The following is a 17,922-nucleotide window of genomic DNA, read 5'->3' on the forward strand; positions in this document are numbered from 1 at the left end:
CGGTCATGGCCACCGAGCAGGAGCCGATGACGCCCCCGGAACAGCCGGGCGAGCCCCCCTCGCCCTCGCAGGAGCCGGAGGCGGAGGCGGACGAGCAGACCGCCGCCCTCGACGAGATGCGCGACCGCTGGCGCCGCGCGCTCGCCGACCTGGACAACCTCCGAAAACGTCACGCGAAGGAACTCGAACGCGTGCGGGCCGAGGAGCGCGCCCGCACCGCCGGGGCCTGGCTGCCCGTCCTCGACAACCTGGAACGGGCGCTCGCCCACTCCGACTCCGACCCCTCCGCCGTGCTGAAGGGCGTCGAAGCCGTACGCGACCAGGCGGTCGAGGTGCTGCGCGGCCTCGGGTATCCCCGCTACGAGGAGACCGGGGTGCCCTTCGACCCGACCCGGCACGAGGTCGTCGGAGTCGTCGACACCCCCGACGCCGAACCGAACACCGTGGCCCAGGTGGTGAGCCCGGGCTACGGGGCGGACGGGAAGCAGTTGCGCCCCGCCTTCGTCGTGGTCAGCAAGCGGCAGGAGTGACGCCCCATGGCACGGGACTACTACGACGTGCTCGGGGTGCCGCGCACCGCGAGTGCGGAGGAGATCCAGCAGGCCTTCCGCAAGCTGGCGCGCAAACACCACCCCGACGTCAACAAGGACCCGGGAGCCGAGGAACGCTTCAAGGAGATCAACGACGCGTACAGCGTGCTGTCCGACCCCAAGACCAGGCAGCGCTACGACCGCTTCGGCGAGAACTTCCGGCAGGTCCCGGAGGACTACGACGAGCGGGTGGCCGCGGGAGCGGGTGCCCGGGGCGGCTGGAGCGCAGGCGTCGGAGGGGCCGGAAGAGGCGGCGGACGTGGGGTGCGCTTCCGTACGGCGGACGGTGTCGACTTCGACGGCTCCGGCGTCGACTTCGAGGACCTGTTCGGTGGGATCTTCGGACGCGGCGGGGGCGCGGGGGCGGGGGGCGGCTGGGGTCCCGTGCCGGGCGCCGACCAGGAGGCCGAGATCCAGCTCGGCGTCGAGGAGGCCTACCGGGGCGGCAAGCGCAGCATCACCCTGGGCGGCCCCACCGGGCAGCGCACCTACGACGTCACCATCCCGCCCGGGGTGGTGGACGGGCAGCGCATCCGGCTGGCCGGAGAGGGCGGCAGGGGCAGCCCCGACGCCCCGCCGGGCGACCTGTATCTGCGCGTGCGGATCAAGCCCGACGGGCGGTTCCGGCTGGAGGGCCGCGACATCCACGTGGTCCTCCCGGTGACACCGTGGGAGGCGGCACTCGGCGCGACCGTGCCGGTGTCCACCCCCGGCGGCACGGCCAAGGTCACCGTCCCCGCGGGCTCCTCCAGCGGCCGCCGGCTGCGGTTGCGCGGCGAGGGCATGCCCAACCCGCGCGGCGAGGACGGCAACCTGTACGCGGAGGTCCGCATCATGGTGCCGCCCGAGCCGACCGCCCGTGAGCGTGAGCTCTTCGAGGAACTGGCCGCCGCGTCCGCCTTCGACCCGAGGAGGCCCCGATGACCACAGCCCCCCGTCCCGGCGGTGCGCACCGCCGTAGCGCCACCCCGGTACCCCGGCCGACCCTGAACATCGTGGTCCGCGCCGCCCCGCTCGGACCGGCCCATCGGCTCGGTCTCGACGCCGTCGCCACCCGTTCCGGTCTCCATCCGGATCTCGTACGCCGGTTCGTCACCCTCGGCCTCGTCGACGCCACCCGGGACGCCACTGGGCGACTGTGGTTCGAGCCGTCCGCTCCCGCCACCCTCGCCCGCATCCAACGACTACGAGCCGCGCTCCCCCTCAACTACGCCTCCCTGGGTCTGGTGCTCGATCTGCTCGACCGGATCAGTGAGTTGGAGGACGCCCTGAGGCGCAGCAACGCCGGCTCCAGGAGTGATGAATCGTGGATATGAACCGGCTCACCCAGAAGTCCCAGGAGGCGCTCCAGGAAGCGCAGACCATCGCCGGCCGGCTGAACCAGACCGAGGTCGACGGCGAGCATCTGCTCCTCGCCCTCCTCGACCAGCCCGACGGCCTCATACCGCGGCTGATCGACCAGTCGGGCGCCGACACCCGGGCCCTGCGCACCGCGCTGAACGAGGAATTGGCCCGCAGGCCGAAGGTGACGGGCCCCGGTGCCACCCCCGGGCAGGTGTACGTCACCCAACGGCTGGCGAAGGTGCTGGACTCGGCCGAGCAGGAGGCCAAGCGGCTCAAGGACGAGTACGTGTCCGTCGAGCATCTGGTGCTGGCACTCGCCGACGAAGGGTCCCGCACGGCAGCCGGCCGGCTGCTCAAGGAGCACGGCGTCACCAAGGACGGGTTCCTGTCCGCGCTCACGCGGATCCGCGGCAACCAGCGCGTCACCTCGGCGACGCCCGAAGCGGCGTACGAGGCACTGGAGAAGTACGGCCGTGATCTGGTCGCCGAGGCACGCAGCGGCAGGATGGACCCGGTGATCGGCCGGGACGCGGAGATCCGCCGGGTCATCCAGATCCTGAGCCGCAAGACGAAGAACAACCCCGTCCTCATCGGTGACCCGGGTGTCGGCAAGACCGCCATCGTGGAGGGGCTCGCCCAGCGCATCGTGCGGGGCGACGTGCCCGACGGGCTGCGCGACCGGACGATCTTCTCGCTCGACATGAGTTCGCTGGTGGCGGGCGCGAAGTACCGCGGCGAGTTCGAGGAACGACTGCAGGCCGTACTGAGCGAGGTCAAGGCGGGCGAGGGACGCATCCTGCTCTTCATCGACGAACTGCACACGGTCGTCGGCGCGGGCGGCGGTGCCGAGGGCGCCATGGACGCCGGGAACATGCTCAAGCCCATGCTGGCGCGCGGCGAGCTGCACATGATCGGCGCCACCACCCTCGACGAGTACCGCAAGTACGTCGAGTCCGACGCGGCCCTCGAACGCCGCTTCCAGCAGGTGCAGGTGGACGAGCCGAGCGTGGAGGACACCATCTCCATCCTGCGCGGACTGCGCGAGCGCCTGGAGGTCTTCCACGGCGTGAAGATCCAGGACACCGCGCTGGTCGCGGCGGCCACCCTCAGCCACCGCTACATCTCCGACCGGTTCCTGCCGGACAAGGCCATCGACCTGGTCGACGAGGCGTGCGCGCGGCTGCGCACCGAGATCGACTCCATGCCCGCCGAACTGGACGAGATCACCCGCCGGGTGACCCGTCTGGAGATCGAGGACGCGGCCCTCGCCAAGGAGACCGACGCCGCCAGCCAGAAGCGACTCGACGAGCTGCGCCGCGAACTGGCCGACCTGCGCGCCGAGGCCGACGCCATGCACGCCCAGTGGGAGGCCGAACGCCAGGCCATCCGCCGCGTGCAGGAACTGCGCCAGGAACTGGAGCAGGTCCGGCAGGAGGCAGAGGAGGCCGAACGCGCCTACGACCTCAACCGGGCCGCCGAACTGCGCTACGGCAAGCTCACCGAACTCGAACGCCGCCTCGCGGCGGAGGAGGACGCGCTGGCCGCCAAGCAGGGCGAGAACCGGCTGCTGCGCGAGGTCGTCACCGAGGACGAGATCGCGGAGATCGTCGCCGCCTGGACCGGCATCCCCGTCACCCGCCTCCAGGAGGGCGAGCGCGAGAAGCTGCTGCGCCTCGACGAGATCCTCACCGAGCGGGTGATCGGCCAGGACGAGGCGGTCAAGCTGGTCACCGACGCGATCATCCGGGCCCGCTCCGGGATCCGGGACCCGCGCCGGCCGATCGGCTCGTTCATCTTCCTCGGCCCGACCGGCGTCGGGAAGACCGAGCTGGCCAAGGCGCTCGCCGCGGCGCTCTTCGACTCGGAGGAGAGCATCGTCCGCCTGGACATGAGCGAGTACCAGGAACGGCACACCGTCAGCAGGCTCATGGGTGCACCGCCCGGATACGTCGGCTACGAGGAGGGCGGCCAGCTCACCGAGGCCGTACGCCGCAAGCCGTACTCGGTCGTGCTGTTCGACGAGATCGAGAAGGCGCACACCGATGTCTTCAACACCCTGCTGCAGATCCTCGACGACGGCCGCATCACCGACGCCCAGGGCCGCACCGTTGACTTCCGCAACACCGTGATCATCATGACCTCCAACATCGGCTCGGCCCACCTGCTGGACGGGGTGACCGCCGACGGCGAGATCAAGTCCGACGCGCGGACGCTGGTGATGAGCGATCTGCGGAGCCACTTCCGGCCCGAGTTCCTCAACCGCGTCGACGACATCGTGCTGTTCAAGCCGCTGGGCATGACCCAGATCGAGCGGATCGTGGAGCTGCAGTTCAACGACCTGCGCCGACGGCTGGCAGAGCGGCAGATCAGCGTCGAGCTCACCGACGCCGCCCGCGAACTCATCGCCGAGCAGGGCTTCGACCCCGTGTACGGAGCCCGGCCGCTGCGCCGGTACATCTCGCACGAGGTCGAGACGATGGTCGGCCGGGCGCTGATCCGCGGTGACGTGCAGGACGGTACGACGATCCGCGTCGACGCCCAGAACGGCGAACTCGTCGTCACCTACGGCGCACAGGCCGCACCGGACGTGCGGAAAGCCGCGTGAGTGCGGTGACCACGAGTACGGGCACGAGCACGACGGTCGTCTGCGACCACTGCGGTCGCAAGAACCGGGTGCCGGCGGCGGCCGGGGGCACGCCGCGCTGCGGGAACTGCGCGTCCCCGCTCGCGTGGATCGCCGACGCCGGCGACGCGGACTTCGCGGAGGTCGCCGAACAGGCGAAGCCGTACGTCGTCGTCGACCTGTGGGCCACCTGGTGCGGACCCTGCCGGATGGTCAGCCCCGCGCTGGAACAGGTCGCCCACGAACTCGCCGGGCGGGTCAAGCTGGTCAAGGTCGACATCGACCAGAACCCGCGGCTCGCCCAGCGGTTCCAGGTGCAGGCCGTCCCGACGCTCCTGCTGCTCGACAAGGGAGAGGTGATCGCACGCAAGACGGGAGCGGCGCCCGCGCCGGCGCTGCGGCAGTGGGTGGAGGACACCCTGGCCGCCCGTCGTTGAACCGGGCCGCGCGAACTCGGGCACGGCCCCGGCAGGGTGAACCCCACACTCGCCGCCGCTGTCCGACGCCCCGTGGGCCGGGTGCCTAGTCGGAGAAGACCCGCGCCTCCGCGTCCGAGGTGATCTCGGCCGGCGTGGGCGGGGCGTCCAGCAGGGCGGTGATGCGTTCGGCGGCAGGGTCGCCCGTCCGGGGCCCGGCGGCACGGGCCGCGTCGACGTCGTACGAGGTCTGCCGCAGCTCGACGTCCGGGCCGAGCAGGGCCCAGAAGGCGGTGCCCGGCGGGCCCTCGTGGAAGGGGAGCCCGACGCTGCCCGGGTTGACGCTGCGCCGTCCGGCGACGGTGCGGTCGAACTGGAGGTGCGTGTGCCCAGTGACGATCACCGCCTCCTCGACGTCCGCGGCCAGTTCCGCGAAACGCTCGGCAGGCGTGGCGGGTGTGACCAACTCCGTGTCGCCGCGGGGCGATCCGTGGCAGAACCGCACGGGTCCCAGTCCGACGACGTCCACGACGACGCTGAAGGGGATCCCGGCGACGAACGCGACACTCGCGTCGGAGTGCTGCCGCGGCACCCACGCCTCACGTTCGGTGCTCGGCCGACGGACCCCGCGGTGAATGTCCACGACGGCGCGCTCCCCGTTGCCCCGGACGAACAGGGCCCGCGGCAGCCCGGCCATCAGCTTCACCGTACGGTCGGGTTCGGCACCCCAGGTCAGGTCTCCGCACGAGACCACCAGATCGACGCCGGCTCCCTCGATCTCCGCCAGGACCGCGGTCAGCGCCGGCACGTTCGCGTGGACGTCGGAAATGACCGCGACCCGTCGCATGGGACCGTAGCGGCGCGTCGGCCCCTCCCAGGCCCCGGGGCCGTACAAGGTCGTGTCCATGCTTGAAGGTAACAACGGCGGCCGGTGCCGGACCGGCTGTTCCACCGAAACCGTCGCCACCGAACCGGTCAACGCCAGTCGGGCGCACCCGAGGCGGGCGACAGCAGGGACTCGATCTTCATCCGCATCTCCCGCATGACGGCGACGATACGGGCCTCGTGCTCGCCGGTGAGCCGGGCCACCGGAACCGAGCAGCTGATCGCGTCGACGGCCGGCGTGTCGTAGCGCAGCGCGAAGCCGAAGCCCGCGATGCCGGGCACCGTCTCCTCGCGGTCGATGGAGTAGCCGCGCTCCCGTACCTCCGCGAGGTCCGCGAGCAGGGTGGCCGACTCGGTGTGCGTGTTCTCCGTGAGAGCGGTCAACGGCTGTGCTGGAAGCGACAGTTCGCTGTCCGGACGCTCGGCGAGCAGAGCCTTGCCGAGGGCACCGGCGTGGGCCGGGACCCGGCGGCCGACCCGGCTGAGGGTGCGCGCGTACTCGTGGGACTCGCGGGTCGCGAGATAGACGACGTCGGCGCCGTCGAGGCGGGCCAGGTGAATGGTCTCCCCGAGCGCCTCCGAGGCTTCGTCGAGGTAGGGGCGGACCACCCGTACGTGCCGGTCGCTGTCGAGATAGCTGGTCCCCGTGAGCAGGGCACGGATCCCTATGCCGTACAGCGAACCGGTGGTGTCGGCGCGCACCCAGCCACGGTCGACGAGGGTCTGCAGCAACTGGTACATGCTGCTGCGCGGCACCCCCAGCTGCACGGCGAGTTCGTCCAGCCGGGCCGGCCGGTCGCCCCGCCCGGCGAGCAGTTCCAGCAGCGCGACCGTGCGGGCCGCCGACTTCACTTCTCGGACACCACTGCTCTCCGGCATGGGGCCCATCGTAAATCCGCTCTGCCGAACCCATTGACCCCGCGCGTTCACGAACCTAGCCTCCATCTTCATACATAGACACCATCTGCATATGAGGACAGAGTTCATGACACGGTTCAGTGCGGCGGCCGAGGGCGTGGCCAAGCGACTGCGGGACGGCATGGCGGGCGGGGTGCTGTCCTTCCCGCTCACGAGCTTCCGGGAGGACGGCGGTCTCGATCTGGAGGCGTACCGGGCCTACCTGTCCGCCCAGTTGGACAGCGCGCCGGGCGCGGTGTTCCCCGCCTGCGGTACCGGAGAGTTCTTCTCGCTGGACGAGGACGAGTACCGCGCGGTCGTCGGGGCCACGGTCGAGATCGCCGACGGACGGCTGCCGGTCGTCGCGGGCATCGGCTACGGCTGGGCGCAGGCCCTGCGTTTCGCCCGGATCGCGGAGGAGGCGGGCGCGGACGCCGCGCTGGTACTCCCCCACTACCTGGTCGCGGCCCCGCAGGACGGACTGGTGGAACAGCTGCGGCGGATCGCCTCCGGCACCTCTCTGCCGCTGATCGCCTACCAGCGCGGTCAGGTCGCCTTCACCGCCGACAGCCTGCGCCGGATCGCGGAGATCCCCACGGTCATCGGCCTCAAGGACGGACACAGCGACCTCGACCGCCTCCAGCGCCTCACGCTCGCGGCGCCCGACGGCTTCCTCTTCTTCAACGGCGCCTCCACCGCCGAGATCCAGGCCCGCGCCTACGCCACCGTGGGCGTCCCCGCCTACTCCTCGGCGGTCCACGCCTTCGCGCCCGAGATCGCGAACGCCTTCTTCGCCGCCCTGCGGGACGGCGACGACGCGGCAGTGACCAAGCTCCTGCGCGACTTCTACGTCCCGCTCGTCGAACTGCGCGACCGGGTCCCCGGCTATGCGGTGTCGCTGGTCAAGGCCGCCGCCCGGCTGCGTGGTCTGCCGGTCGGGCCGGTCCGCGCGCCGCTCACGGACCCGGGTCCGGAGGAGCTCGACGCGTTGGCGCAGGTGCTCGACGACGGTCTGAAGGTGGTCGGAGCCGTGCGGCGATCCGACTGACAGATGACGTCATCCGTCATCCGTCATCTGTCATCTGTCACCCGCAATCCGTCATCTGCCCTCTGTCATCCGTTATCCGTCACCCGGTCCAACCAGTTCAAAGGGGAACTGAGACGTGCCGCTCCTCGTAGTCGGGATCAGCGTGCTGGTCCTGCTGCTCCTCATGACCAAGCTCAAACTGAACGGCTTCGCCGCCCTGCTGCTGGTGGCGGTCGGCGTCGGTCTGGTCCGTGGGATTCCGCTGGAGAAGATCCCAGACGTCCTCTCCGAAGGCATCGGCGGCCAGGTCGGCGACACGATGCTCACCATCGGGCTGGGCGCGATGGTCGGCCGTGTCATGGGGGATTCGGGCGCCGCCCAGCGCATCGCCGGCAAGCTCCTCGACGCCTTCGGCCCGCGCGGCGTCCAGGTCGCCATGGTGGTGACGTCGATGCTCATCGGCGTGACGATGTTCTACGAGGTCGCGTTCATCATCATCGTGCCCATCGCGTTCACCCTGGTACGGGTGACCGGCGCGAAGCTGCTGTGGGTCGGGCTGCCGATGTCGATCGCCCTGTCGACCATGCACAGCTTCCTGCCGCCCCACCCCGGTCCCACCGCGGTGGCCGCGACCTTCCACGCATCCGTCGGTCTGACGCTGTTCTACGGCCTGTTCATCGCCGTCCCGGTCGGCGCGCTCATCGCCCTGGTGTGGCCACGGCTGCCGTTCATCAGGGCGATGAATCCCTCGATCCCCGCGGGCCTGGTCGGCGAGCGGGTCTTCGAGGACGAGGAGATGCCCGGGCTCGGCTGGTCACTGGGCGTGGCCCTGTTCCCGGTGGTGCTGATCGCCGGTGCCGCCGTGACCGACATGGCCACGTCCGGTTCGAGCCCGTTCCTGCACTTCGTCGCCTTCATCGGATCCGCGCCGATCGCACTGCTGCTGACCCTGCTGCTGGCGGTCTGGGCATTCGGCCCGCGCATCGGGCGGAGCCTCGCGGAGGTCAGCGCCTCCTGCAACTCCGCCGCCCAAGCGATGGCCATGATCCTGCTGGTGATCGGTGCCGGCGGCGCCTTCAAGAACGTCCTCGTCGAGGGCGGGATATCCGACTACATCAAGGACCAGACGCACGGCTGGTCCATCTCGCCGATCGTCCTCGCGTGGCTGATCGCGGTCATCCTCCGGGTGGCACTGGGCTCGGCGACGGTCGCCGTCGTCACGGCCTCCGGCGTGGTGCTGCCGCTCCTGGCGGGCGGCGGGGTACACCCCGAGATGATGGTGCTCGCCGTCTGCTGCGGTTCGATCGCCTTCTCCCACGTCAACGACCCCGGATTCTGGCTGTTCAAGGAGTACTTCGACCTCTCGGTCGTCGAGGCGATCAAGGTCCGCACCACGTACACCACCGTGCTGGCCGTCCTCGGTCTGGGCGGTGTCCTTGCGGTCGAATGGGCCCTCGACGTCCTCAGCCTCTGACCGCAGCCCCCCATCACCTCCGTACCCAAGGACTTTGAGACGCATGAGCAAGAGCCAGCCGACCGTCACCGCCTTCTCCGTCTACCCGGTCGCAGGCCGGGACTCCATGGAGCTGAACCTCTCCGGCGCGCACGGCCCCTACTTCACCCGCAATGTCGTCGTCCTGACGGACTCCGAGGGGCGTACGGGTCTCGGTGAGGTCCCCGGCGGGGAGAACATCACGCGGACGCTGCGGGATGCCGAGTCCCTGGTCGTCGGAGCGAAGGTCGGTGACTACAAGCGCGTCCTGCGCGAGATCGGTGGCCGTTTCGCCGACCGCGACGCCGGTGGGCGCGGCGCCCAGACCTTCGACCTGCGGACCACCGTCCACGCCGTCACCGCGGTCGAGTCGGCGCTGCTCGACCTGCTGGGGCAGCATCTCGACGTACCCGTCGCGGCGCTCCTGGGCGACGGACAGCAGCGCGACTCCGTACGGGTCCTCGGCTATCTGTTCTACGTCGGTGACCCCGGCCGCACGGAACTGGAGTACGTCCGCGAGCCGGACGCGGCCGAGGACTGGTACCGGATCCGGCACGAGGAGGCCCTGTCTCCGGAGGCGATCGTCCGGCAGGCCGAGGCGACCCACGACCTGTACGGCTTCCGGGACTTCAAGCTGAAGGGCGGTGTCCTCGCGGGCGCGGAGGAGGTCAAGGCCGTACGGGCGCTCAAGGACCGCTTCCCCGAGGCGCGCATCACCCTGGACCCGAACGGCGCGTGGTCGCTGCGCGAGGCGATCGAGCTGTGTACGCCCCTGGTGGGCAAGCTCGCCTACGCCGAGGACCCCTGCGGAGCCGAGGGCGGCTACTCCGGTCGGGAGATCCTGGCAGAGTTCCGCCGCGCGACGGGCCTGCCGACCGCGACCAACATGATCGCCACCGACTGGCGGCAGCTGACCCATGCCCTGGCCCTGCAGTCGGTGTCCATCCCGCTGGCCGACCCGCACTTCTGGACCATGCAGGGCTCGGTGCGGGTGGCGCAGCTGTGCAACGCGATGGGGCTGACCTGGGGTTGTCACTCGAACAACCACTTCGACATCTCGCTGGCGATGGTGACGCACTGCGGGGCCGCGGCTCCGGGCGCGTACAACGCCCTGGACACGCACTGGATCTGGCAGGAGGGTCTGGAGCGCCTCACCGTCGCACCGCCGCGCATCGTCGACGGGGAGATCGCCGTGCCGGACGCGCCCGGTCTCGGTGTCCGGCTCGACAGGGAGCGGCTGCTCGCGGCCCACGAGCTCTACCAGGAGAAGGCGTTGGGGGCGCGTGACGACGCCGTCGGGATGCGCTACCTCGTCCCCGGCTGGGAGTTCGACGGCAAGCGTCCGTGTCTGGTGCGTTGAGGCACTCTCATTTCCGTCGTGGGACCGACTGTTGTCCTTTCACCCTTCCGGGTGAGGACTTCGGCCTGACAGACTCCGGAGGGTGCGCGACTTCGACATGCTTGTCATCGGATCCGGCCCGGGTGGTCAGAAGGCCGCCATCGCCGCGGCCAAGCTCGGCCGCCGGGTCGCCGTCCTCGACCGCCCCGACATGGTCGGCGGGGTCTCCATCCACACCGGGACCATCCCCTCCAAGACCTTGCGCGAGGCGGTCCTCTATCTCACCGGCCTCACCCAACGCGATATGTACGGCCAGAGTTACCGCCTCAAGGAGGACATCACCGTCGCCGACCTGACCGCGCGCACCCAGCACGTGGTCAGCCGCGAGGTCGACGTCATCCGCAGCCAGCTGTCCCGCAACCACGTCTCCCTGTTCGCCGGCACCGGCCGTTTCGTGGACGACCACACGGTCGCCCTGGTCGAAGCGAACGGCAACGAAAAGCTGCTGACCGCCGAACACATCGTGATCGCCACCGGCACCCGGCCGGCACGGCCCGCGAGCGTCGCGTTCGACGGACGCACGATCATGGACTCGGACAACGTTCTCAACCTGGAGCGGGTGCCGCGCTCCATGGTCATCGTGGGGGCCGGGGTGATCGGCATGGAGTACGCCTCCATGTTCGCGGCCCTCGGCAGCAAGATCACGGTGGTCGAGAAGCGGGCCTCGATGCTCGACTTCTGCGACGTCGAGGTGATCGAGTCGCTCAAGTACCACCTGCGGGACCTCGCCGTCACCTTCCGCTTCGGAGAGACGGTCGCCTCGGTCGAGCATCATCCCCGGGGCACTCTCACCGTCCTGGAGAGCGGCAAGAAGATCCCCGCGGACACCGTGATGTACTCCGCGGGCCGACAGGGACTCACCGACGAACTCGACCTGGACAAGGCCGGGTTGTCCGCCGACCCACGCGGCCGTATCAAGGTCGACGAGAACTACCGCACCGAAGTGCCGCACATCTACGCGGTGGGCGACGTCATCGGCTTCCCGGCGCTGGCGGCGACCTCGATGGAGCAGGGACGTACGGCCGCGTACCACGCCTTCGGCGAGCCGGTGCACCCGATGCACGACCTCCAGCCGATCGGCATCTACACCATCCCGGAGATCAGCTTCATCGGGCGGACCGAGGACCAGCTCACCGAGGAGTGCGTGCCCTTCGAGGTCGGCATCTCCCGTTACCGCGAACTGGCCCGAGGCCAGATCATCGGTGACTCGCACGGCATGCTCAAGCTCCTGGTCTCCCCGGACGACCGCAAGCTGCTCGGCGTGCACTGCTTCGGCACCGGGGCCACCGAGCTGATCCACATCGGGCAGTCCGTGATGGGGTGCGGCGGCACGGTCGACTACCTCGTCGACGCGGTGTTCAACTACCCCACGCTGGCCGAGTCCTACAAGGTCGCCGCCCTGGACGCCACCAACAAGATCCGCCAGATAGACCGCCTGAGGGACTGACCACCGCCAGGGCCCGGCGAGGCCCGTATCGAGGTCCGGCACGGGCGAGGCCCGGGACGCCTTGTGAGGCACCCCGGGCCCGCTCACGCCGAGGTCATTCCTTCGCGCCGATCGCCTCGACCGGCCGGATCCTCAGCAGCATCCGCGTCGGCAGCATCGTGCCCGCGGCCGCGAGGGCCGCCGTCGCGCCGGCGATCGCCAGGTAGCCGAGGCCGGGCACGGCCGGGACCGGGGTGCCGCTCACCGCCATCGACACGAGGACGAGCGGGAACGCGGAGAGCAGGGTCCCGATGCCGACCCCGGCCGCGATGACGATGACGCTCTCCCGCCGCATCATGCCCACGACCTGCCCGCGGGCCGTACCGGACAGCCGCAGCAGAGCGAACTCGCGTCGGCGCGCGGCCGTGCTCATCGCCAGCGTGTTGACGACGGTGATCGCCGTGTAGGCGATGATCACGCCGACGACGAGGTAGTTGACCCACGCGTTCGCCCGTTGTTCCGCGAGCTGGTCGTCGACGGCGAGGCCGTCACGGAGCACCGTGCCGGGGTAGGCCGCGGCCACGTGCGACAGGGCCTGGGTCAGGTCGGGTGCCGAGGGGGCGGAGCGTACGAGGACGGACTCGTCGACCTTGCCGGTGGTGTGGGCGAGCAGCAGGTCGTGGTCCATGGTCACGTCGGTGAATCCGAAGCCGCGTTCGTACACGGCGACGACCTTGGCCCGCAACGGGGTGCCGTCGCCGAGGTGGAGCCTGGCGGTGTCCCCGACGCCGAGCCCGAGCCAGGAGGCCGTGGTGGTGCTGATCGCCACGGTGTCCCGCGACAGGGCCTTCATGGTCCCTTCCCGCGGCCGCAGATCGAGGGCGCTGCCGAGCGCCCGGGGATCCACGCCCTGCGCGCTGAGCGAGACGGACTCCTGGGCGCCCAGCATCCTGCCCATGGCGACGACCTTGGACCTGACCAGTCCGGTGGCCGACGCCACCTGCTTCATGTCCCTCACCTTCTCGGCGAGTTCGGGTGACACTCCGGACGGCGCGGTGAGGACGTGGTCGGCGACGAGCCCGGCCCGCAGCTGGTCGGCCGACTCCCTGAGCCCGGTGGTCTGCGCGAAGACGACGGTCGACGAGAAGGAGACGGCGAGCACGAGCGGGGTGATCGCGCCGGCCAACCGGGCCACGTTGGCCCGGGTGTTGGCCGCCGCGAGGTAGCCGGTGACACCGGTCCGGTTCAGCAGCGGGGCGAGCAGGCCTACGGCGGTACGGGAGACCAGCGGGCCGAGGACGGCAACCGTGACGACGAGGACGAGGACGAGGGAGTTGGCGAGCCCGACGAGGGTGAAGAAGTCGGCGTCCTGTGCCAGTCCGGTGACGAAGATCCCCGCCGACAGCACGAGCAGCGCGCCGCCGGTGATCCGGCGCCCGCGGCCGAGCCCCGGGGTCTCCACGGCGGCCTCGCCGAGCGCCTCGGTGGGCCGGATCCGGGTCGCGCGATGCGCGGCGGACAACACCGCGACCAGCGCGGTCAGGACGGTGACGAGCACCGCCGCGAGAAAGGGCAGGGGGCTGAGGGCGAGCCCGAAGTCCGACGGCACGATGCCGTGTCCGGCGAACCGGTCGCGCAGCCAGTACACGAGGAGCAGACCCGCCGGGCAGCCGATCACTCCGGCGAGCAGGCCGGTGGCGGCGGCCTCGGCGGCGACCATGCGCCGGATCTGGCCGGGAGTGGTGCCGATCGCGCGCAGCAGGGCGATCTCCCGGCGGCGGTGCCGGATCGACAGGGACGTGGTGGCGTACAGGACGAAGACGGCGACGAGCAGGACGTTGCCGCCGATCGCGGCCGCCAGGACGACGAGGTTGGAGCCGCTGACGGTGACGTCGAGGAACTCGGCCCGTCCGCGCCCCTCCCCTGTGTGCACGGCGAGGGTGTCGTCGTGGAGCGTGGACCGGATGGCGTCGGCGAGTCGGTGCGGTGATACGCCGGGCGCGGCAAGGACGCCGAAGGCCTGGACGGAGGCTTCGGGCACCGACTGGCGCAGGGTCGCGTCGGCCAGGAACACCACGGACCGGCGGGGGGCGCCGCCGTCCTTCAGGGCGACCAGTCCGGCGACCTGGAAGGTACGGGGCACCGAGGTGGTCATCAGGCGGATGTCGTCGCCGGGGCGGACGTCCGCCTGTGCGGCGAGTTCGATGTCCAGGACGATCTCTCCGGCGGCGCGGGGCGCGTGACCGATGGTCAGCCGGAAGTCGCCGAGGCCCAGGCTCGACCAGTTGTGCGCCTCCACCCCCGCGCCGTAGTGTCCCGGCACCGGCCGACCGGCGCCGGTCACCAGCCGCACCGGGGCGCCCACGTCCGCGATCACCGCCTTCGCTCCGTCCACGCCGGTGATCCGGTCGGCCGACGAGGCCCGTAGCGGTACGCGTTCGGGCAGCGGCTGGGACTCCTTCACGGTCGATCCGTCGAGGTCCTTGAAGGTCAGTTCGACCTCCTGGCGGCCCGCGACGACGACATCGGCCGCCGCGTACCGCTCGGCGGAGGATCCGGCCCGTATGCCCGACTCCAGCAGGATCCCGCACGCGCTCAGGACGGCGGCGCCCAGCAGCAGGGCGACGAAGGTGCCGACGAAACCGCCCTTGCGGGCCTTGAGCGTCAACAGGGCGAGACTCAGCATCAGGCGGCCCTCCGCAGGCCGGCCATGACGTCCGCGACGCGGTCGGCGCTCGGCTCGGCCAAGGCGTCGACGAGGTGCCCCGCGCTCAGGAAGAGTGCCTGGTCGGTGTGTGCGGCGGCCACCGGATCGTGGGTGACCATGACCACCGTCTGATGCAGATCGGTGACCGCCTGCCGCAGCAGCCCCAGGATGTCCCGTGCGGTCTCCGGGTCGAGCGCCCCGGTCGGCTCGTCGGCGAAGATCACCTCGGGCCGGGTGACCAGGGCGCGCGCGATCGCCACCCGCTGCTGCTGGCCGCCGGACAGCTGGGCGGGGAAGCGCGCGAGCCGGTCGCCGAGGTCGACGGCCTTCACGATGTGGTCGAACCAGCCCTCGTCGACCTGCCGTCCGGCCAGCCGCAGGGGCAGCGTGATGTTCTGCTCGACGGTCAGCGAGGGCAGCAGGTTGAACGCCTGGAACACGAAGCCGATGCGGGTGCGCCGCAGCTCCGTGAGCCGTCGCTCCTTCAGCGTCGACAGGTCCTGGGCGCCCAGCCGGACCACGCCCGAGGTGGGCCGGTCGAGGCCCGCCGCGCAGTGCAGGAAGGTGCTCTTGCCGGATCCCGAAGGGCCCATCACGGCCGTGAACGTGCCGGGTGCGATGCCCGCGCCGACCTTGTCGAGCGCCAGGACGGCCGAGGGGCCGTCGCCGTACCGCTTGGTCACGTCCGTCAGCTGCACCGCGTACCGGCCGTCGGCCGGCCCGTCCGGTTGTTGGCCCCAAGACCGCACTGTGACTCCTCGACTTCTCAAATTCCGACTTCTCACATTCGGGCTGCTGAAGTTCCGGCTTCTCAAGTTCCGGCTTCTCGCAGGGCGTTCCGTGAGTGGTGCTCCCAGTCCAGCGGCGGCAACGGGCCGCGGCCTCGGCCGCACCGCCGAACGGTGGTCTCCGCCGGTCGGGCGAGATCCCCGATGCCCTCCGCCGTACGAAGGAGTGCAGGGTCTCCTCGCGCCGCCGGTCGCGCGGGGCGCCTCCTCCTTGCGGAGGATGCCGCCGCGGAGGAGACCGGCCGCGCGCTCTCACCCGCAGGGCAGATCAGGACACCGGGTGAGCCGTCTAACGTGGGGCGCATGGACCTGATGGACTCGTTCGCCGGGCGTCGTGTGCCCCCGGCCGTCACCGACGCGGGTCTGGCCCTGCTGCTCATCGCCGGATGCGCGGCCACACCGCTGGCGATCCCGCCCGGCGGGCCCGAACTGCGTTCGCCGGACGCCTGGTTCCTGGTGCTCGTGCTGGTGTCCGCGCTGCCGCTCGCCGTGCACCGCCGGTCTCCGCTGCCCGCTCTGCTGGTGATGTCGGCGGCGGCCGCCGCGCTCCAGGGCCTCCACTACATCCCGCAGCTCTCCGGACCCGAGGGCACCTCCATCGGACCGACCTACGTGGGCGTGGCCACGGGCGTGTTCCTCACCGCCGTACGGTCCACCCCCCGTACGGCGACCCTGGTCGTGGCGGCGCTCATCCCGGCCGCGGCCGTCACCGAGTCGCTGCTCGCGCCGGCCGGGTACCGTGTCACCACCCTGCTGATCGAGACGGTGCTGCTGGTCGCCGCGTGGGCACTGGGCCGGCTCTCCAGGGCGCGCGCCGCCATCCGGAACCAGGCGCTGGAACGGGCCGCGGCGATCGAACGCGAACAGGTCGCCACCGCGCGCGCCGCCGTGATGGAGGAACGGGCCCGGATCGCCCGCGAGTTGCACGACATCGTCGCCCACAATGTGAGTCTCATGGTTGTGCAGACCATCGCCGCCGACCGGGTCCAGGACCGCGACAGCGCCAAGGCCCACGAACTGCACGGCACCATCGAGGAGACGGGACGGGCCACCGTCACCGAGCTGCGCGGGCTCCTTGACGTGCTGCGAACCGACGAAGAGGCGGAGAGCGACCCGAACAAGGAACCGCCCCAGCCCACCATCGACGCCCTGCCGGCGCTCGTGGAATCGGTGCGCGCCGCCGGTCTCCAGGTCGAGTTCGACACCAGGGGAACCCCCGCCGAGCTCCCGGCGGGTTCACAACTCGCCGTCTACCGTGTCGTACAGGAAGCCCTCACCAACACCCTCAAGCACGCCGGTCACACGCACACCGCGCTGACCGTCTCGTGGGAGCCGGAGCGGCACCGGCTCACCCTGCGGCTCTGCGACGACGGGCCGCGGCAGGGCGGCGAGACGGCGCGACCGCCCATGCCAACGAGGGGTTCCGGTCACGGCCTGGTCGGTATGCGGGAACGGATCGGCGCCGTGGGCGGCTCCCTGCACACCGGCAACCGCCCGGGCGGCGGATACTGCGTCCACGCGGTCGTCCCGCTCCCCTCCCCCGAACCCGACCCCCAGCACGAAGGGCACTCCCCGCATGCGATCCATCCGCGTCCTGCTGGTCGATGACCAGCCCATGATCCGGACGGGATTCCGGCTCATCCTCGAGGCCGAACCGGACATCGTCGTCGTCGGCGAGGCGTCGGACGGCGTGGCCGCCGTCGAGAGCGCCGAGGCCCTCGCCCCGGACGTCGTCCTGATGGACATCCGGATGCCGCACATGGACGGTGTAGAGGCCACCCGCCGGATCGTGGGGGCGGGTTCGCCCAGCCGGATCGTCATCCTCACCACCTTCGACCTCGACGCGCACGTCGTGGACGCCCTGCGCGCCGGGGCCAGCGGTTTCCTGGTCAAGGACGGTCCCGCCGACTCCCTGGTGGGCGCCATCCGTACGGTGGCCGGCGGTGAGGCGGTGCTCTCTCCGCGCGTCACCCACCGGTTGCTGGACCGCTTCGCCCACCTCGCCGCGCCCGCGACGCCGACCGTGCCGACGAAGCTCGACGCCCTGACCGGGCGCGAACTCGACGTGCTGCGCGCCCTCACCCGTGGTCTGTCCAACGCGGAGATCGCTCTCGAACTCGGCGTGGGCGAGACCACGGTCAAGACGCACGTCGCCCACATCCTGGAGAAGTACCAGCTGCGCGACCGCGTCCAGGCCGTGATCCTGGCGTACGACTGCGGTCTGGTCGTCCCACGCGGAACGTCCTGACGGGGGGACGGGGAGCGGGCGTCCGGCCATCATGTGGCACGCCCGCGTGATCAGCGATCGCGGGCACGGGGAGCGCCGGG

15 protein-coding genes are annotated in these 17,922 nt (G+C 71.0%); 11 read left to right on the plus strand and 4 right to left on the minus strand.

Annotated elements, in window-relative coordinates; all coding sequences use genetic code 11:
- Window positions 1–5: 5 nt before the first annotated feature.
- From OG798_RS06125 to trxA, 5 genes are read left to right on the plus strand one after another with little or no spacing between them, the layout of a single operon-like run.
- Entirely contained in the window at window positions 6–530 is a 525-nt protein-coding gene (locus OG798_RS06125; RefSeq protein WP_121417498.1) for a nucleotide exchange factor GrpE, read from the plus strand.
- 6 nt (window positions 531–536) lie between these two features.
- Window positions 537–1,514 (plus strand): DnaJ C-terminal domain-containing protein, encoded by a 978-nt coding sequence (locus OG798_RS06130; protein WP_095856714.1) that lies wholly within the window; start codon window positions 537–539, stop codon window positions 1,512–1,514.
- Entirely contained in the window at window positions 1,511–1,906 is a 396-nt protein-coding gene (locus tag OG798_RS06135) for a chaperone modulator CbpM (protein WP_121417497.1), read from the plus strand. The genes OG798_RS06130 and OG798_RS06135 overlap by 4 nt, the downstream gene beginning before the upstream one ends.
- Window positions 1,897–4,539 (plus strand): ATP-dependent chaperone ClpB, encoded by a 2,643-nt coding sequence (gene clpB / locus OG798_RS06140; protein ID WP_095856712.1) that lies wholly within the window; start codon window positions 1,897–1,899, stop codon window positions 4,537–4,539. Before OG798_RS06135 ends, clpB begins: the two co-directional genes overlap by 10 nt.
- The gene (trxA, locus tag OG798_RS06145; RefSeq protein ID WP_267060603.1) at window positions 4,536–4,994 is read left to right on the plus strand and encodes a thioredoxin; all 459 of its coding nucleotides are present in this window, start codon (window positions 4,536–4,538) and stop codon (window positions 4,992–4,994) included. The genes clpB and trxA overlap by 4 nt, the downstream gene beginning before the upstream one ends.
- 85 nt (window positions 4,995–5,079) lie before the next feature.
- Here the strand turns inward: trxA and OG798_RS06150 are convergent, their stop codons facing one another.
- Together OG798_RS06150 and OG798_RS06155 are read right to left on the minus strand one after the other, a co-directional pair.
- Entirely contained in the window at window positions 5,080–5,880 is an 801-nt protein-coding gene (locus tag OG798_RS06150; RefSeq protein ID WP_220788934.1) for a metallophosphoesterase family protein, read from the minus strand.
- A gap of 68 nt (window positions 5,881–5,948) precedes the next feature.
- Window positions 5,949–6,737 carry an IclR family transcriptional regulator gene (locus tag OG798_RS06155; RefSeq protein WP_121418668.1) on the minus strand — a complete coding sequence of 263 codons (789 nt, stop codon included), beginning with the start codon at window positions 6,735–6,737 and terminating at the stop codon, window positions 5,949–5,951.
- A gap of 106 nt (window positions 6,738–6,843) precedes the next feature.
- Here OG798_RS06155 and OG798_RS06160 point away from each other — a divergent pair, with 106 nt between their 5' ends.
- From OG798_RS06160 to sthA, 4 genes are all read left to right on the plus strand, one after another.
- Window positions 6,844–7,803 (plus strand): 5-dehydro-4-deoxyglucarate dehydratase, encoded by a 960-nt coding sequence (locus OG798_RS06160; protein ID WP_121417496.1) that lies wholly within the window; start codon window positions 6,844–6,846, stop codon window positions 7,801–7,803.
- A gap of 115 nt (window positions 7,804–7,918) precedes the next feature.
- Window positions 7,919–9,256 carry a GntT/GntP/DsdX family permease gene (locus OG798_RS06165; RefSeq protein ID WP_095856708.1) on the plus strand — a complete coding sequence of 446 codons (1,338 nt, stop codon included), beginning with the start codon at window positions 7,919–7,921 and terminating at the stop codon, window positions 9,254–9,256.
- A 43-nt stretch (window positions 9,257–9,299) separates the two neighbouring features.
- On the plus strand, window positions 9,300–10,634 hold the full coding sequence (locus OG798_RS06170; protein WP_097226894.1) for an enolase C-terminal domain-like protein: 1,335 nt from the start codon (window positions 9,300–9,302) through the stop codon (window positions 10,632–10,634).
- 82 nt (window positions 10,635–10,716) lie between these two features.
- Complete coding sequence (gene sthA, locus OG798_RS06175; RefSeq protein ID WP_067374801.1) at window positions 10,717–12,120, plus strand: Si-specific NAD(P)(+) transhydrogenase; 1,404 nt, start codon at window positions 10,717–10,719, stop codon at window positions 12,118–12,120.
- A gap of 94 nt (window positions 12,121–12,214) precedes the next feature.
- Here sthA and OG798_RS06180 read toward each other — a convergent pair whose 3' ends face one another.
- Together OG798_RS06180 and OG798_RS06185 are read right to left on the minus strand one after the other, a co-directional pair.
- On the minus strand, window positions 12,215–14,785 hold the full coding sequence (locus OG798_RS06180) for an FtsX-like permease family protein (RefSeq protein ID WP_328756486.1): 2,571 nt from the start codon (window positions 14,783–14,785) through the stop codon (window positions 12,215–12,217).
- Window positions 14,785–15,555: an ABC transporter ATP-binding protein gene (locus OG798_RS06185; protein WP_328756487.1), complete on the minus strand. Its 771-nt coding sequence runs from the start codon at window positions 15,553–15,555 to the stop codon at window positions 14,785–14,787. Before OG798_RS06185 ends, OG798_RS06180 begins: the two co-directional genes overlap by 1 nt.
- 342 nt (window positions 15,556–15,897) lie before the next feature.
- On the opposite strand from OG798_RS06185, the gene OG798_RS06190 reads away from it, so the two are divergent.
- On the plus strand, window positions 15,898–17,202 hold the full coding sequence (locus OG798_RS06190) for a sensor histidine kinase (RefSeq protein WP_121417493.1): 1,305 nt from the start codon (window positions 15,898–15,900) through the stop codon (window positions 17,200–17,202).
- On the plus strand, window positions 17,171–17,842 hold the full coding sequence (locus tag OG798_RS06195; protein WP_095856703.1) for a response regulator: 672 nt from the start codon (window positions 17,171–17,173) through the stop codon (window positions 17,840–17,842). The genes OG798_RS06190 and OG798_RS06195 overlap by 32 nt, the downstream gene beginning before the upstream one ends.
- Window positions 17,843–17,922 lie beyond the last annotated feature (80 nt).

Origin of the sequence: Streptomyces sp. NBC_00271, assembly GCF_036178845.1 — a bacterium.
Lineage (GTDB): Bacteria > Actinomycetota > Actinomycetes > Streptomycetales > Streptomycetaceae > Streptomyces.

What these genes read in the sequence shown, in the direction of transcription:
- OG798_RS06135 (WP_121417497.1), top strand. Translation starts at nt 1,511, where the DNA reads ATGACCACAGCCCCCCGTCCCGGCGGTGCGCACCGCCGTAGCGCCACC.
- OG798_RS06130 (WP_095856714.1), top strand. Translation starts at nt 537, where the DNA reads ATGGCACGGGACTACTACGACGTGCTCGGGGTGCCGCGCACCGCGAGT.
- OG798_RS06170 (WP_097226894.1), top strand. Translation starts at nt 9,300, where the DNA reads ATGAGCAAGAGCCAGCCGACCGTCACCGCCTTCTCCGTCTACCCGGTC.
- OG798_RS06180 (WP_328756486.1), bottom strand. Translation starts at nt 14,785, where the DNA reads ATGCTGAGTCTCGCCCTGTTGACGCTCAAGGCCCGCAAGGGCGGTTTC.
- OG798_RS06125 (WP_121417498.1), top strand. Translation starts at nt 6, where the DNA reads ATGGCCACCGAGCAGGAGCCGATGACGCCCCCGGAACAGCCGGGCGAG.
- OG798_RS06160 (WP_121417496.1), top strand. Translation starts at nt 6,844, where the DNA reads ATGACACGGTTCAGTGCGGCGGCCGAGGGCGTGGCCAAGCGACTGCGG.
- OG798_RS06195 (WP_095856703.1), top strand. Translation starts at nt 17,171, where the DNA reads ATGCGATCCATCCGCGTCCTGCTGGTCGATGACCAGCCCATGATCCGG.
- OG798_RS06155 (WP_121418668.1), bottom strand. Translation starts at nt 6,737, where the DNA reads ATGCCGGAGAGCAGTGGTGTCCGAGAAGTGAAGTCGGCGGCCCGCACG.
- OG798_RS06190 (WP_121417493.1), top strand. Translation starts at nt 15,898, where the DNA reads ATGGACCTGATGGACTCGTTCGCCGGGCGTCGTGTGCCCCCGGCCGTC.
- OG798_RS06150 (WP_220788934.1), bottom strand. Translation starts at nt 5,880, where the DNA reads ATGGACACGACCTTGTACGGCCCCGGGGCCTGGGAGGGGCCGACGCGC.